General features: G+C 66.0%; 10 protein-coding genes. 4 read left to right on the plus strand and 6 right to left on the minus strand.

What is annotated here, in order from left to right; genetic code table 11:
* Positions 1–52 precede the first annotated feature (52 nt).
* The gene (gene ppsA, locus ABIV12_RS14555; protein ID WP_348060569.1) at positions 53–2,425 is read right to left on the minus strand and encodes a phosphoenolpyruvate synthase; all 2,373 of its coding nucleotides are present in this window, start codon (positions 2,423–2,425) and stop codon (positions 53–55) included.
* Between the two features lie 155 nt (positions 2,426–2,580).
* Between ppsA and ABIV12_RS14560 the strand changes: the two genes are divergently transcribed.
* The 4 genes from ABIV12_RS14560 to ABIV12_RS14575 all read left to right on the plus strand — a co-directional run bounded on the left by ABIV12_RS14560 (position 2,581) and on the right by ABIV12_RS14575 (position 8,416).
* On the plus strand, positions 2,581–3,402 hold the full coding sequence (locus ABIV12_RS14560; RefSeq protein WP_348060585.1) for a pyruvate, water dikinase regulatory protein: 822 nt from the start codon (positions 2,581–2,583) through the stop codon (positions 3,400–3,402).
* Positions 3,403–3,744: 342 nt separating this feature from the next.
* The gene (locus ABIV12_RS14565; RefSeq protein WP_348060571.1) at positions 3,745–6,159 is read left to right on the plus strand and encodes a S8 family serine peptidase; all 2,415 of its coding nucleotides are present in this window, start codon (positions 3,745–3,747) and stop codon (positions 6,157–6,159) included.
* Between the two features lie 299 nt (positions 6,160–6,458).
* Positions 6,459–6,956 (plus strand): DUF1249 domain-containing protein, encoded by a 498-nt coding sequence (locus ABIV12_RS14570; RefSeq protein WP_348060573.1) that lies wholly within the window; start codon positions 6,459–6,461, stop codon positions 6,954–6,956.
* 125 nt (positions 6,957–7,081) lie between these two features.
* Positions 7,082–8,416, plus strand: coding sequence for an FG-GAP repeat protein (locus tag ABIV12_RS14575; protein ID WP_348060575.1), 1,335 nt, complete (start codon positions 7,082–7,084; stop codon positions 8,414–8,416).
* Positions 8,417–8,437: 21 nt separating this feature from the next.
* Here ABIV12_RS14575 and ABIV12_RS14580 read toward each other — a convergent pair whose 3' ends face one another.
* From ABIV12_RS14580 to ABIV12_RS14600, 5 genes are read right to left on the minus strand one after another with little or no spacing between them, the layout of a single operon-like run.
* Positions 8,438–9,076, minus strand: a complete 639-nt coding sequence (locus tag ABIV12_RS14580) for a response regulator transcription factor (protein ID WP_348060588.1) — start codon at positions 9,074–9,076, stop codon at positions 8,438–8,440.
* A gap of 5 nt (positions 9,077–9,081) precedes the next feature.
* On the minus strand, positions 9,082–9,882 hold the full coding sequence (locus tag ABIV12_RS14585; protein ID WP_348060577.1) for a sensor histidine kinase: 801 nt from the start codon (positions 9,880–9,882) through the stop codon (positions 9,082–9,084).
* Positions 9,879–13,247, minus strand: a complete 3,369-nt coding sequence (locus tag ABIV12_RS14590) for a protein kinase (protein WP_348060579.1) — start codon at positions 13,245–13,247, stop codon at positions 9,879–9,881. Before ABIV12_RS14590 ends, ABIV12_RS14585 begins: the two co-directional genes overlap by 4 nt.
* Positions 13,244–14,179 (minus strand): GAF domain-containing protein, encoded by a 936-nt coding sequence (locus ABIV12_RS14595; protein WP_348060581.1) that lies wholly within the window; start codon positions 14,177–14,179, stop codon positions 13,244–13,246. The genes ABIV12_RS14590 and ABIV12_RS14595 overlap by 4 nt, the downstream gene beginning before the upstream one ends.
* A 13-nt stretch (positions 14,180–14,192) precedes the next feature.
* On the minus strand, positions 14,193–15,059 hold the full coding sequence (locus ABIV12_RS14600; RefSeq protein WP_348060583.1) for a DUF6689 family protein: 867 nt from the start codon (positions 15,057–15,059) through the stop codon (positions 14,193–14,195).
* Positions 15,060–15,491 lie beyond the last annotated feature (432 nt).

The following is a 15,491-nucleotide window of genomic DNA, read 5'->3' on the forward strand; positions in this document are numbered from 1 at the left end:
CAGAAACCACCGCTTCCCGCGTTGATGAAGACATACCGACTGTAACGCGATGTCAGCCCGCTTTCTTCTTCGCGAGCTTCAGCCACGTATCCACGACGGTATCGGGATTGAGCGACAATGACTCGATGCCCTGGTCCATCAGCCATTCCGCGAGATCCGGGTGATCGCTCGGACCCTGGCCGCAGATGCCAATGTATTTGCCTTTCTTCTTCGCCGACTGGATTGCCATCGAGAGCAGCTTCTTGACCGCGGGGTCCCGCTCGTCGAACAGGTTCGCGACGATGCTGGAGTCGCGATCGAGTCCGAGCGTCAGCTGGGTCAGGTCGTTCGAGCCGATTGAAAAGCCGTCGAAAATGTCGAGGAACTCGTCTGCGAGCAACGCGTTCGACGGCAACTCGCACATCATGATGATCTTCAGGCCGTTCTCGCCCTGAACGAGGCCATTCTTCTTCAGCGCCTCGATCACCTTGCGGCCTTCTTCCAGCGTGCGCACGAACGGGATCATGACCCATGCATTGGTCAGCCCCATCGTGTCGCGCACCTTCTTCATCGCGCGGCACTCGAGCGCGAATGCGTCGGCAAACGTCGGATCGACGTAGCGGCTTGCGCCGCGAAAGCCGATCATCGGATTTTCCTCGTGCGGTTCGTAGCGCTTGCCGCCGATCAGGTTGGCGTATTCGTTCGACTTGAAATCCGACAGCCGCACGATCACCGTATTCGGAGCAAAGGCCGCGGTGATCGTTGCAATGCCCTCGGCGAGGCGATCGACGTAGAAGTCGACCGGGTTCGCATACCCTGCGGTGCGTTCGTCGATCAGACGCTTTGTTTCGGCATCCTGCTGCGCGTACTCGAGCAGTGCCTTCGGATGCACCGCGATATGGCTCGCGATGATCATCTCCAGTCGCGCGAGACCGACGCCAGCATTGGGCAGCATCGCGAAATCGAATGCGCGCTCCGGATTCGCCACGTTCATCATGATCTTCAGCGGTGCCGGCGGCATCGAATCGAGGTCGGCGGTGATGCGCTCGAACGCGAGCTGGCCCTCGTAGACGAAACCGGTGTCGCCCTCGGCACAGGAAATCGTGACGTCCTGACCGTCCTGGATCATTTCCAGACCGTTGCCGGTCCCGACGATTGCAGGCACGCCCAGTTCGCGCGCGATGATCGCCGCATGACAGGTGCGACCGCCGCGGTTGGTGACGATTGCAGCGGCGCGCTTCATCACGGGTTCCCAGTCGGGATCGGTCATGTCGGCGACGAGAACGTCGCCCGGCTCGACACGGCTCATGTCCTTGATGCTGCGGATCACGCGCGCCTTGCCGGAGCCGATCTTCTGGCCGATCGAACGGCCTTCGACGATGGTTTTACCGTGCTCCTTCAACTGGAAGCGTTCAATCTGCGTGGTGCGCGCGCGCGACTTCACCGTTTCAGGTCGCGCCTGCACGATGTAGAGCTTGCCGGTGCCGCCGTCCTTTGCCCACTCGATGTCCATCGGGCGGCCGTAGTGCTTTTCGATGACCAGCGACTGCTTTGCCAGCTCATGCACATCCTCATCGCTGAGGCAGAACCTGCGGCGATCGGCCGGCGGCGTGTCCTCGATGCGAACGCGTTCGCCGGGTGTCGACGAATACACCATCCGCTGCTGCTTGGCGCCGATCTGGCGGCGCAGGATCGCCGGCTTGCCGGCACTGAGCGTCGGCTTGTACACGTAGAATTCGTCGGGATTGACCGCGCCCTGCACGACCATCTCGCCGAGCCCGTAACTGCCGGTGACGAACACCACGTCGCGGAATCCCGATTCGGTGTCGAGCGTGAACAGCACGCCGGCGGCGCCGATGTCCGAGCGCACCATCAACTGCACACCGGCGGAAAGAAACACGTCCTCGTGCTTGAAGCCATGGTGCACGCGGTAGGCGATCGCGCGGTCGTTGTAGAGCGACGCGAACACTTCCTTGACCTTGTGCAGCACGTCGTCGATGCCGACCACGTTGAGAAACGTTTCCTGCTGGCCGGCAAACGATGCATCCGGCAGATCCTCGGCGGTGGCGGACGAGCGCACGGCGACCGCGACGTTGTCGGCGCCGGCGTCCTTGCACAACTTGGCGTAGGCGTCGCGAATCGCCTGGTCGAGATCGGCCGGCAGCGCGGTATCGACGATCCAGCCGCGGATCTCAGGGCCGGCCTTGGTCAGTTCGTCGACGTTTTCCACATCAAGGGTCGCAAGACGGTCGAGGATGCGCTTGGCGAGGCCGCTCTTCTCGAGGTAATCCTGGAACGCCTGCGCGGTGGTTGCGAATCCACCAGGAACCGACACGCCGAGGTTGGCGAGGTTGCCGATCATTTCGCCGAGCGAGGCGTTCTTGCCGCCGACCTTCGCCAGGTCGGTCATGCGCAGCGAATCGAGCCAGAGAACGAGGTCGCTCAAGGGATACTCCACGAGATGATGAGAGCCGGGCCACACGGCGAGCCGTCAATGTTCGGGCTTTGCAGGCGAGGGGGCAAGCGCCAGGCCTGAATGCGGGTTCAGACCGCATTGACGAGCGGTGCTTCGATTAGACTCGTGCTGCCCCAGTCCCCGGAATCCCGATGCGCCGCACGATTTTCTACGTCTCGGACGGCACAGGCATCACCGCCGAAACCATTGGCCACAGCGTGCTCACGCAGTTCGACACGGTCGACTTCGAAACCTACCGCCTGCCATTCGTGGATGCGGACGACAAGGCGCAGATCGCCGCCGTGCGCATCAAGACCGCCTACGCAACCACCGGTGCGCGGCCCATCGTGGTCAACACGATCATGGACAAGAAGCTCAGCGACATCGTCGCCGAGAGCGGTGCGCTGATGCTCGATGTGTTCGCACCGTTCATCGGACCGCTGGAGGCAGAGCTGGGCGCGCCGCGCTCCGGCCGCGTCGGCAAGGCGCATGGGTTGACCGATTTCACCGAGTACGAAGCGCGCATCAACGCGACCAACTACGCGTTGACCCATGACGACGGCATCGACGTCAATTACGCCGACGCCGATGTGGTCCTGGTCGGTGTCTCGCGCGTCGGGAAGACGCCGACCTGCCTCTACATGGCGCTGCACTATGGCGTGAAGGCGGCGAATTATCCGCTGACCGAAGAGGACCTGGAGCGTCTCGAGTTGCCGAAGCGGCTCGCGCCACACCGCGCCCGCCTTTACGGCCTCGCCATCGACGCGCAGCGTCTCGCCCAGGTGCGCGAGGCGCGCCGGCCCGGCAGCCGCTATGCCGAACTCAAGCAATGCCGCTGGGAACTGGAGCAGGCAGACAAGCTGTTCCGTCGCGAGAACATCGCGGTGCAGAACACCACGCACACGTCGATCGAGGAGATTGGCAGCAAGATCCTTGCGCAGCTCGGGATCGAGAAGCACCTTTTCTAGCGTCTGCGCTGCATGGTTCATCACCGGGACGGCCAGCGTTCTTCCTACCACTGCCGTCATTCCCGCGAAAGGGGGAATCGCTCCAGCGTGATGGCCGGAGCGTCACGTCAGGTGGTCGCAGGGCGAGTCCCGCTTCTGCGGGAATGACGGCAGAAAAAGCAGGCACGCCGATGGCGATGCGAGTCAGCATCTGGTTCCGTGCGCGCGGCGAGTCGCCCAAGCGTGCCCAAACTCCGCCTAGAGGCGGTCGCCGTTGTGATCAAACTCGGTATGCTCGGTGTTCCGGCGCCGGGGAGACGTGCGCCGGCCCTGCCGAGATCCGATCCTGCCTGGAGCCGAGCCATGCCTGTACCTGTGTCCGTGTCGTCGAACATCATTCTCAAGCCGCTGGTCGGCGCCGTGTGCGCTGCTCTGTGCCTCGGACTCGCTCTGCCGGTGGTCGTCGCGAGCGCGGCGAGCGGCGCTGCTGTTGCAGCGACGCCGACGGACAATGCGCGTGTCCGCTACACCATCCTTCTCAAGGACGAACCGGTGGCCTCGTATCGCGGCGGAGTCGCCGGATTCGCAGCAGCTGGCCGATTCGCAAACGGCAGCAAGGCGGGACGTCTCGACGTCAAGGCGCCTGCATCCGTCGCATACGCCGCCCATCTCGCGCAGGTGCAGTCGGCATTCCTCGGCGCGCTGTCTGCGTCGGTCGGGCGCAGCATCTCAGCGGTTGCAACGATGCAACATGCGCTCAATGCGGTGATCGTCGAAATCGACGAACGCGAGGCGGCGATCGCTGCGCAACGGCCCGACGTCGAGCTCGTCGAACGCGAGCAGATCCGGGCGCTGCTGACCGACCGTGGCCCTGCATTCATCGGCGCGCCATTGATCTGGGACGGCACCGCATCGAACGGCGTGATGACGCAGGGCGAAGGCATCGTCATCGCGGACCTCGATACCGGCATCAACTGGGAAAGCCCTGCATTTGCCGCCGTCGGTCCGATCGACGGCTACGTTCACGTGAACCCGAATGGCAGCGGTACCTACCTCGGCCTGTGCGGTCCGACGCCGCCGAACGCCGACCTCGGACGCTGCAACGACAAGCTGATCGGCATGTACGACTTCACCACCACGTCGGCGACGCGCAGCGCGGTGGACCTTGGCGGCCACGGTTCGCACACCGCGAGCACCGTTGCCGGCAACCACTGGTCGGCGCCGTTTGGCGGAAGCAACTTCACCATTTCCGGCGTCGCGCCGCATGCAAACGTGATCGCCTATCGGGTCTGCACCACCGGTTGCGGCCAGGGCGCATCGTCGCAGGCGGTCAACCAGGCAGTGATCGATCAGGCCGACGTGCTCAACTTCTCGATCAGCGGTGGTGTCTCGCCGTGGGGCGATTCGGTGTCGATCGCGTTCCGCAACGCGGTCAATGCAGGAATGTTCGTCGCGGCCTCGGCCGGCAACGACGGTCCCGACGCGGGCACGATCAACCACGTCGAACCGTGGGTCGAAACCGTCGGCGCGTCGACCAAGGACAGCGTGATCGGATTCGCGTTCAACCTCACCGGGCCGGGCACTCCGCCGCCCGAGACACAGAACCTGCCGCTGCGACCAGCCGCGCCGCCCTTGCCGTCGGCGAGCATCGTCTCGGCGCCCATTGTCCGCAGCCCGAATTTCGCTGACGGCGCCAACGACGGCTGTGCGGCCTATCCAGCGGAGACGTTCACCGCGGTCGCGCAGCCCGATTCCGATGTCGTGTTCGCCGATGGCTTCGAGGGTGAGGTGGAGCCGGCGCGCGTCGGTGCAATCGCGGTGCTCGCGCTCGACCCGAATACCAGCGCTTGCGGCAGTATCGCGCGTCGCACCGCTGCGTTGACCGCCGGCGCAATCGGCGTGATCTTCGTCGACCGCGACTTCATCAATCTGGGTGCGAGCGACACTTCATGGTCGATGCTGCGCGCCGACTGGGATCAGGCGTGGGCGCAGATCCAGACAAACCCTTCAACCGCCACCGCATCGCTGTTGCTGCCGACTGCGTCGTTCCCGCAGCGCGGCGACGTCGTCGCCGACTTCAGTTCGCGCGGCCCGCTCGCGTCGCTCAACCAGGTGATCGTCAAGCCGGATATCACGGCACCCGGCGTCGACATCATTGCGGCCTACGCCGGAGCATTTGGCGGAGCGACCGCGACAGCGATGGAAAACGGCACGTCGATGTCGGGACCACACACGACCGGATCGGGTGCGTTGCTTCGTGCGCTGCAGCCGACATGGACACCAACCGAAATCCGTTCGGCGATCAACCTCACCTCCAAGCGCACCGGACTGATCCGTGCGGATGGCAGCGATGTCGATGCGTGGGATCTCGGCTCCGGCCGAGTGGATCTGACACGCGCGGCGCTCACCGGCTTGGTGATGGACGAAACGAATGCGAATTTCGTTGCGGCCAATCCTTCCGCGAGCGGCGACATGTCCACACTGAATCTGGCGAGCATGGCCAGCCAGAATTGCGCGACCACCTGCAGTTTCACCCGCACGGTGCGTAGCACCTCGCTGGTGTCGCGCGACTACGCACTGACGTTCACGGGTCCGACAGCCGCTGCAGCGACGGTCGTGCCAGCCACGTTCACGATTGCCGCAGGTGCCACCCAGGTCATCACCGTGACGATCAACGGAACGGCGTTGGCGACCGGCTGGAATTTCAACCACCTCGAACTTGCGGGCAACGACGTGCTGCTGCCGCTGCTGCACATGCCGATTGCGATCAAGCACTGAGGCAATCGCGCGGGCGAAGCGCAATGCTTCGCCCGCGCGATTTACTGGGAACGTGATGTCCTCCGACAGCAGGGCTCGCCGCAGAAGGCGCGTCGGTCTTGCGGAAGAGGAGTGTGGAGCCGGGGAGATCCATCGGGCGAGCGCGGACCGGAAAGGTCAGGCGGAAACGCGGTCGAGGTGTTGAATGTGGAAAGCGCGGTGGCTTCGGTTGCAAGCCGTCCGTCGAACCCCATCTTAACCGGCCAGACGACGATCGCAACAGACTATGCGCTCGCCGTCGCCCCGCCTATGATCGGTCCATGTCCGCAGTCATCGAACGTCCGCAATCGCTTCTGCCCAGCCGCTTCGCGTGGTTGATGGGTCTGCATGCCGAAAACTATCACCGCCTCGCACGCATGTTCGGTCCGAAGGACTTGCCGATCGGCAGTTATCTGTCGTCGCTGGACGATGGTCTCGACGTGCGGCTCGATGTCCTGGAGCGCCATCGCTATACGCTAGACCTGCATCTCACCTACTGCTTTGTCGACAGCGAAACGGGCGAGAGCGCACCGTCTGCACAGTTGCGCATGTATCACGATGCTCACATGGCGGAAGTACTCGACTGCCGCGCCGACCGCCGCCTCATTCGAGCGATAGGGCCGATGCAGCCGGCGAGAAGTGTGCTCCAGCGACGTGTCCGCATGAGTTCGTTCCTCAATCGCTGGCTGGAATACCTCGCGGAGCAGGGGCATTCGATCGGCACGCTCGAGCCGCTGATGCCCGCGGTCAGCGGAGTGATCGAGACGCCGTCGCGCTGAGGTCGCTGCTGCTGGACGAACGCCCGCGTTCCGCACCGTCATCGAGGTTTGCGGTGGCGGGAGGCCTGAGACAAAACCCCCAGTGCGCGCTTGACAGCCCGGCGCGCGCACCCGCTAATCGCGCCATGCCCCCCTGCGCGCCCAACCGCCCAAGACGTCTTGCCCGTGTCGTTGCCGACACGCAGCGCGGCCGTTTGGATGGGTTGCGCCGCCTCGCGGGTCTTGCCGTCCTGCTGCTCGGCCTCGTTGGCGCCAGCACGGCCGCGTCCACCATCGCAACCGGCGGCAACGGTTGGAGTCCTGGGCAGCCGGGTGACGAGTTCGCATTCGCGCTCGCGGTCGATGGCAACCGCTTGATCGGCTCCAGTCCGGGCGCGAGTCAGTCGACAGGAGCCACTTACGCGTTCGATTGCACCAACGCGCCGTGTACGCAGACGTTCCTGTTCACACCGACCGACCTTGCGGCCGGCGACCGTTTCGGAGCGTCGCTGGCGTTGTCCGGCGGCACGCTCGCCGTTGGTGCTCCCGGACAATCCCCGGCGGCGGTCTACGTGTTCGTCCAATCCGGTTCGACCTGGGTTCAACAGGCGAAGCTCACTGCTTTCGGCACGGCGTCGAGCACCGGGTTCGGCCGTACGCTCGCAATGGCAGGCGACCATCTTGCGATCGCCGCACCGGGCGCCGACGAGCGCGCCGGCGCTGTCTACGTGTTCGACCGGTCGGGTTCCTCGTGGAATGAGGCCACCCGGTTCGGCGCCGGCGATCCGGCAGCGGGCGATGGATTCGGCCGCAGCATGGCGATCGCTGGCGACACGCTGGTGGTTGGCGCGCCGCTCAAATCGTCGGGGGTCGGGCAGTTCGCGAATGGCGCTGCATACGTTTTCGTCCGAAGCGCAACCGCGTGGCTGCAGCAGGCGAAGCTGACGCTGCAGTCGTCCGGCAACGGCGACAGTTTTGGTACGGCCGTTGCGATCGACGGCGATCGCGCGCTCGTCGGCGCTCCGCTCGGGGGCGTTCCAGTGACCAGCGTCCGATCAGGCAGCGCTTATGTCTTCGAACGGACCGGCGCGGCGTGGACGCAACACGAACAGCTGACCGGATCCGGTGGCGCGGAAGGCGACAGATTCGGCTGGTCGGTCGCGCTCAGTGGCAACGGCGCGCTGGTCGGCGCGCCTTTCGCGTTCAACTCGTGTGGCGCGACCTATTCATTCGTCCGCACTGCATCCGGATGGTCACGGACCGACGAATCGATCATCGGCGCGATCACGCTCGGCGATCTGGTCGGCTGGACGGTGGCCGCCGATCCGACGCACTGGGTCGTTGCTGCACCCGGTTCGGCGGGCCCACTCGACCACAGCGGGCAGGCGCATCTCATGCCGGCGGGCGATCTCGTCTTCGGCGACGGATTCGAATTGCCGGCGATGAATACGTGCGCGCCTGCGAGGCCTGGTCGCTACTAGCGTGGCTTGACCATCGGTGCGTCAGTCGAGCAGGCCGTGCTTGACGGCGTAGCGGATCAGTTCCGCCGTATTGCGTGCACCCAGCTTGTCGAGCACGCGGAAACGATGGTTCTCCGCGGTCTTCGTGCTCGTGCCGATCTGCTTTGCGATTTCCTTCGTCGTCAGACCTTCCGCGATCAGATGGAACACCTCGCGCTCACGCGCGGTGAGATCGCGATACGGATCCTCGATCGGCGTGTTCGGCTTCTGCACCTGCTGCGCGAGCACCTTCGAGGCGTGCGCGCCGAAATATCCGCGCCCACCGGCCAGCGCGCGCACCGCGCTCAGCAATTCGCCGGTCGCGCTGTCCTTCAGCAGGAACCCGGACGCGCCGGCCCGCACCACATGCAGCACATATTCCTCTTCCGCATGCATCGTCAGCACGAGCACGCGCGTGTTCTCCAGTTCCTTGTGCAGCCGCCGCACGACTTCGATGCCATTGAGCCTCGGCATCGAGATGTCGACGACGACGACATCCGGACGCGTCTTCAGAGCGAGCTCCACCGCACTCATTCCATCGGCAGCTTGCGCGACCACGTCGCAATCACCGCTCGCATTGAGGAGCGACACCAGGCCTTCTCGCAGGATGGTGTGATCGTCGGCCACCACGACGCGGATCATGCGGCTCACGGCAGCGCCTTGCCGGTGTCGAAAGGCAGCACGACCCGCAGCTGAAGTCCCTCGTCCGGTTGCGACTCGAGCGAAAACTGCCCGCCGAAGAGGCGCACGCGTTCGCGGATGCTCGCAAGGCCCGTGCTGTGCCCGGAACTCGATTTCGCGAATGCTGCCGTGGTGTCGCATCCGCGGCCGTCGTCGACGATCAGCAGCTGGAGATGTCCGGCACGATGACTGAGGCGGACGACGACGTTGCGCGCCTTCGAATGCTTCTGCGCGTTCGCCAGCGCTTCCTGCGCGACGCGGAAAAGCAGCGTCGACAGATCGCTGTCGACCGGGCCGGGCAGGGTACCGACCTCCACGTCGATCGTGCAGCCCGTGCCCTCCGCGGTATGTCGCGCGAGCCAGCGCAGCGCCGCTTCGAGGCCGAGGTCGTCGAGGATCTGGGGACGCAGAAGGCGCGACAGCGTGCGCGTTTCCTGGATCGCGATGTCGCACAGTTGCAGCGCCTGCTGAAGCGATCCGTTGCCAGCCTCGGCAATCGCTTCCGATCGCGCCAGCACGTCGAGCCTGTGACGCAGCGCGGTGAGGTGCTGGCCGATGCCGTCGTGGAGTTCGCGCGCGAGGCGGCGACGCTCGTCTTCCTGGACACGCCAGACCGAACGTGCAAGCTGCTTGAAATGTTGTTCGCCCGAGTGGAGCTGGGCGAACAACTGCTCCTGCTGTTCGCGCAGCCGCGTCAGCTGTTCGCGCATTTCCGCGCCGTCCGGCCGCAGGATGGCGCGTGGATGGATCGGCGTTTCGCGTTTCATCTGGCAGTGTCCACTGGGATGCCCATCGATGCGGCCAACACCGCGAGCGCGGCATGTCCGGCTTCGGGTGTGGCGGCGCGCAAGGTCGAGTACGCGGTGCCCGCGGCGCGGCGCGCTTCGGCCGCCTCACCGCCTGCAGTTCTTGCCGACGCGTCCGCGCCGAGCGCGTGGATCTCGAACGCACGACCGTAATCGGGCAAGCGGGCCAGCAGCGCGCGCGCTTCACGATAGACAGCGACGCCTTTCTGCGGAGCAACGCGAAGTTCGGTTTCGGCGAGCGACAGCCGCAGCGGAACGCTGGCGTAACGTGCCACGCCCTCGTGCACGCTCGCCATCTCGCGCGCAGCATCCGCCGGCTTGCCGAATGCCGCGAGCGCACGGGAGCGAAGCAGGCGTGAGGACAATTCCGTGCCGAGACTGTGGGCCTTGCGGGCGCCGGCAATCGCTTCGTCGGCCAGCGCGGTCGCAGTCCGTGCATCGCCGCGGCCGTAGGCGACCTCGCCCTTGCGCAACGCGAGCAGGCCGGCCTGCTCCTCGTTGGCCACCGACTCCGCGTCGAGTCCGTCGAGTGCGTGTCCGGCGTTGTCCCAATCGCCGACGTCGGCAAAGATCGCGCTGCGCAGCAGTTTCATCTCGGTGCTGCCGCGCGGATCGTCGCGCGTGGTGAACAGCGCGAGCGCTTCTGCCGCATGCTGGGACGCACGTTCGATGCGGCCTTCGAGCCGGTCGAGCTCCGCGAGGTTGGCGAGACCGATGACGCGTGCTTCGGCCAGCTGCGATTCTTCCGCTTCGCGCAGGCTGCCCTCCAGCGATTCGCGCGCCGCAGTGAAATCACCGCGTGCGGTCTGCGCGAGCCCGAGGCTCAGCCGTGCGTTGACCGCTCCCGACTTGTCCTCGATCTTCGCGTAGGTTGCCGCGGCCTGCTTCCAGTACACCTCCGCGTTGTCGAATTCGCCGACCTGGTAGTAGGTGAAGCCGACGTTGATCAGCGCGTTGCCGACCTGATGCAGGTCGTTGCGGCTCTGGTAGAGATTGAGCGCGCTGCGGTACGCATCGAGCGAGCGACGGTAGTCGCCGCGTTCCTCGTACAGCACGCCGGTATCGTTGAGCACGTCGGCCATCGCCCCGACGTCGCCGAGCGGTTCGAGGATTGCCTTCGCACTGTCGAGCAGGCTCTGCGCGCTCTTGAAATCGCCCTGGACCGAGCGGACCGACGACAGATTCCGCAACGACACGGCCTGCCCGCGCAGGTCGCCTCGCGCGGCACGAAGGCGCGCAGCGTTCTCGAACTGTTCGGCGGCGATCGGCAGCTGGCCGAGGCTGCGGTAGCCCAGGCCGAGTGCATGCACGATGTCGGCTTTGAGGCGATCGTCGTCGAGGCGATTCGCGAGCACCTGCGCGTGAACGAGGTAGTCGTCGACCGCGCGTTTCGAATCGCCGGCCTGGATCGCGTTCTTGCCAAGCGCATACCACGCATCGGCGTTGCGCGGATCCTCGGCGACCAGCGCGTGCAGCGTCTTGTCCGCCTCGTCGAACTGGCCGAGATCGCCGTAGGCGCGCGCAAGCAGGAGACGTGCCGGATGGTCGGTCGTAACCGTCTTCACCCAGGGTTCCATCTGCTTCAGCGCCCCTTCGCTGTCGCCGAGAAGGACTTCCGCGTACGCCTGCGTCCTGCGGGCGTCGGCGGTCGACGCCTTCGCAAGATTCTCCTGCGCCTGACGTGCAACGCTCGTGACATCCGCCGTCCGGCCTGCGTGATCGAGCGATTGCAGCAGCGACCACCACACCAGCGGATCGCCGGACTGGCGAGCGACGTCGAGGGACGCCTGCAAATCCGAAGCAGCAGGCGCGGAGTGCTGCCGGGTTCCGATCGCTTCGAGCGCCTGCGTTGCCGGCCACGCCTCTGCGCGCGGCGCGCCGGCATCGAGCCTGGTCTGCAACGCCTGCTGGAGAACCTGCAACGCCGCAGGCAGCGTCTGCACAGACGACACGGGCGTCTCGCCCGTCCAGCGCGCCTGGCCCGAGTCCGGTGCAACCACGGCAAGCTTGACGACGAGGCCCTGGTCGGTGTGGATCAGCTCCCCCTCGAGCAGGTCGCGCGCGCCGAGCGCTTCCGCGACACGCGCGCGGTGGCGCATTGCGGTCGGCGCGTCGTAACCGAGCTCGGTCAGCGCGCGCGCGACACGCAGCGGGTCGGCGCTGCCGAAGTCGGCCGTGGTCGCCAGCGTGTCGGCGAGGCGCTGGCCGATGCCGGATGCGAGTTCAAGGTCCGCAGGCTTCTTGCTGGCGGTGGTCAGCGGCAGCGGCGCGAGTGCCAGCGGTGCCACAGGGGCGACCGCGGCTGTCGGGTTCGCCGCGGTCGGTGCAGGCGCCGGCCAATAGCGCCAGCCCGCACCGACGGCGAGAAGCGCCATCGCGATGCCCGCGGCCAGCGCGAATCCGCGGCGTCGTGCATGTGGCAATCCGGGCACGCGCCTGTGATCGATCGCGCGCACGACATCGTCGGCTGTCTGGAATCGTCGCGCGGGTTTCAGTTCAAGCAGTCGTGTGCACAGGCGCACGGCGAACGACGGCAGGCCCGGCTTCACGCTGTCGACTGGCGGCGGGTCGCGCACGATGCGCTGCGCGAGCATCTCGGCCGGGGTGCCGCCGCGAAACGGAAGCGTTCCGCTGAGCATTTCGTAGAGGATCAGTCCGAGCGCGTAGAGATCGCTGCGTCCGTCCAGCGGGTCCGCGCGAGCCTGCTCGGGCGACAGGTATTCCGGCGTGCCGATGATGACGCCGCTGCCGGTGATGCCGGTGTTGCCGGCCGAACGCGCGACGCCAAAGTCGGTGATCGACGCATCGCCCTGTTCGTTGACCAGCACGTTGGCGGGTTTCAAATCCCGGTGCACGACGCCGCGATGGTGCGCGGCGGACAGTCCGAGTGCGAGCTGGCGCGCGATGCGGATCGCACGATCGGGGGCGAGCGGACCTTCGTTGTCGAGCACGCGTTCGAGCGAGGATCCGGCGACGTAGTCCATGCTGATCAGCCACGCCGCCCCGTGGCGGACAAGATCGTGGATGCGCACGACGTGCGGGCTCGACACCTGCCGCGCGAGCAGCAGTTCCTGCCGGAATCGCTCGAACGCATCGGGTCGACTCGCGAGCTCGGGGCGCAGCAGTTTCAGCGCGATGTCGATGTCGAGCTCGATGTCGCGCGCGAGATAGACGACGCCCATGCCGCCCATGCCGAGCAGCCGTTCGATGCGATAGCGGCCGGCGACGATTTCGCCGCGACGAAGATCCGCCGCGGCGAGGATGCCGGTGACCGTCGCGCTGGCGACCGTTGCATCCGGCTCCATGCTCCGGCCGGGAGACGTCACGCGGGCTGTCCCGCCGAAGCGCTCGCGTCGGGAGATTTCCAGTAAGGCGCAACGCCGGTGGCGCGGTCCGCCTGCGTTCCCTCGACAGAAAACCAGACCGACATGTCGGCCAGTTGGGCATCGAGCTCCGCCGCGGCGAACACCGACGCCGCGTGATCGACGAACGCGCCGAGGAGTTCGGCATCGAGATCGGTGAAGACCTTCTGCTCATCGCTGGTGTCCGCGTATGCGACGCCGAGCAAGCGTCCCGCATGCTCCAGCGGGAGACATGCCAGTGCGCGGATGCCGTGCGCGATCACGCTGGCCTGACCCTGCAGCCACGCGCGGTCGCGCGGATCGGACAGATACACCGGGCGGCGATCGAGGATCGTCCGTTCCACCGCGCTGCGGCTGCCGGAAAAGCGGCTGCCTGCGACGTCTTCCGGACTCAGCGAGCAACTCGCGCGCCAGCGCATCTGCCCCGTGTCGTCGACGGTGAGCAGGACACCACGCTGGCATTCGGCGACATCGACGATGCCGCGCAGGAGGTCGGCGACGAGACGGTCGCTGCGGCTGCCGCCGTCGATCCTTGCGGCCCACGCCATCGACGAGCTGCGCCGCTCGGCGGCGCGCGCGTGCAAATGCGCCTGTGCCTTCGCGTCGATCCGCTCGAACTCGCAGAACACGTCTCCGATCGCGAACCAGCACGCGCCGGTCAGCTCGGCGGCGGTGACGCGCTCGCCATCGAGGCGGATGCCGTTCTTCGAGCCGAGGTCGCTGACGTTCCACGCGAGCGGATTGCCGAGGATCTGCGCGTGCCGGCGCGACACCGATTCGTGCGCGATCACGATGTCGCAGGCGATGTCGCGTCCGAGGAACAGCAACCGGCCCTCGTCGACGACGCGCACGATGACCGGTTCACCCGGGACGTGGATGCTCAGCTTGGCAGGCACGGCGGCGGTGTGCTCATGGGGACCCGCCGAGGCGCCCGAGAAGGAAATGGAGATTGCCGGTGAAGCCGACGACTTCTCCTTCGGCATTGACGAGATCGCGCAACGAGCGCCACGTGTTCGGCAGCGCAGGTCCGCCGAGCTGGGCGCAGTGCAGATCGAGGTCGTCGAGATAGGCATCGGCCTGCGGGTAGTTGCCGGCCGTGAACGCGGCGCGGCTCAACGCCAGATCGCTCTGCAACGTCAGCTGTGCCGTCAAGCCGATGCCGGGGTCGGCGAGGCGTGCGTCGAGGGCGTCGTACGTCCGGTTCGCATCGGTTGAATAATTCTGGCTGGCGTCTTTCACGACGACGAATTCGGAAAAGCCGCCGGCCTGTCCGCGCACGCGGACGCTGCCTGCGGTGACCGACATCGTGAGGTCATGGAACGGCGCGATGCCGCCGACCGCCGCCTTGACCAGCCGATAGGTGGACTGCGGCGTGTAGACGAGATCCGGCGTATCGAGGTCGACCTTGACGTCGTAGTAGAACTGCAGGCCGCAACCGGCGGGCGGCTCGACCGTCACGCGGACCGGAAACGCCGGATCGATCGCCTGGTTGCCAGGATCGGGAAGGCGTCCGTTGATGCTCGCGATCTCGCCCGCATCGAGCACGTCGGCATCGATGCCGAGGCACGGTATCGTCAGGTTGACCGGATTCTCGAACTCGAGCTCGAATTCGGCCGTGTAGCTGCCGGACGGTGCCGGCAGCGTGATGTCGGCCTTTGCTTTGTTGCCGTTGATCGTGACGACCACCGTCGCACCGGCACATCCGAAATGGAGCAACGCAATGCAACCCGCAAGTAGGGCGGGTGCGACGGCACGGCGGTTACGACGATGGAACACACGACCCTCACTGGGCGCAACGCGGCGCCGATTGTCCCGCCTGATCAACGCAGTGACAGTAGTCCAGTGGATGCGGCGCGTCGATAGCTTGCGGCTGCGCAGTGGACAGCGTGGGCGTTGTGCCCGGCGCATGCTGGGTGAAACCACCCAGTCGCCGTTGTGACCCGCCAAGGCACTCAGTGAGCAAAGGTTGTCGGCAGGCGACGATGCAGGCAAATTCCCGCGTCCCGTTGAATCCGGTCGCGGACATCGACGATGTACGCGACGAGCGGTCCCGACCGATCCCGCGGTGTTGACGCTCCTGCCACGGGTCGAGTCGACTCCCGCAGCGCGCGCAAAGCTTGCAGGTTCAGCGGTCTAGAAGACCAGGTCTGTCAATCCACCGCAGGAGCGGCGCGTGTGGGAGCGGCTTTCGTGAGAGTGGCTTTTGTG

The sequence above is a fragment of the Dokdonella sp. genome, from assembly GCF_039926425.1.
Taxonomy (GTDB): Bacteria; Pseudomonadota; Gammaproteobacteria; order Xanthomonadales; family Rhodanobacteraceae; genus Dokdonella_A.

Bases quoted from the DNA above. Each gene is read 5' to 3' on its own strand.
- ABIV12_RS14565 (WP_348060571.1), top strand. From the start codon at position 3,745: ATGCCTGTACCTGTGTCCGTGTCGTCGAACATCATTCTCAAGCCGCTG.
- ABIV12_RS14570 (WP_348060573.1), top strand. From the start codon at position 6,459: ATGTCCGCAGTCATCGAACGTCCGCAATCGCTTCTGCCCAGCCGCTTC.
- ABIV12_RS14575 (WP_348060575.1), top strand. From the start codon at position 7,082: ATGCCCCCCTGCGCGCCCAACCGCCCAAGACGTCTTGCCCGTGTCGTT.
- ABIV12_RS14580 (WP_348060588.1), bottom strand. From the start codon at position 9,076: ATGATCCGCGTCGTGGTGGCCGACGATCACACCATCCTGCGAGAAGGC.
- ABIV12_RS14585 (WP_348060577.1), bottom strand. From the start codon at position 9,882: ATGAAACGCGAAACGCCGATCCATCCACGCGCCATCCTGCGGCCGGAC.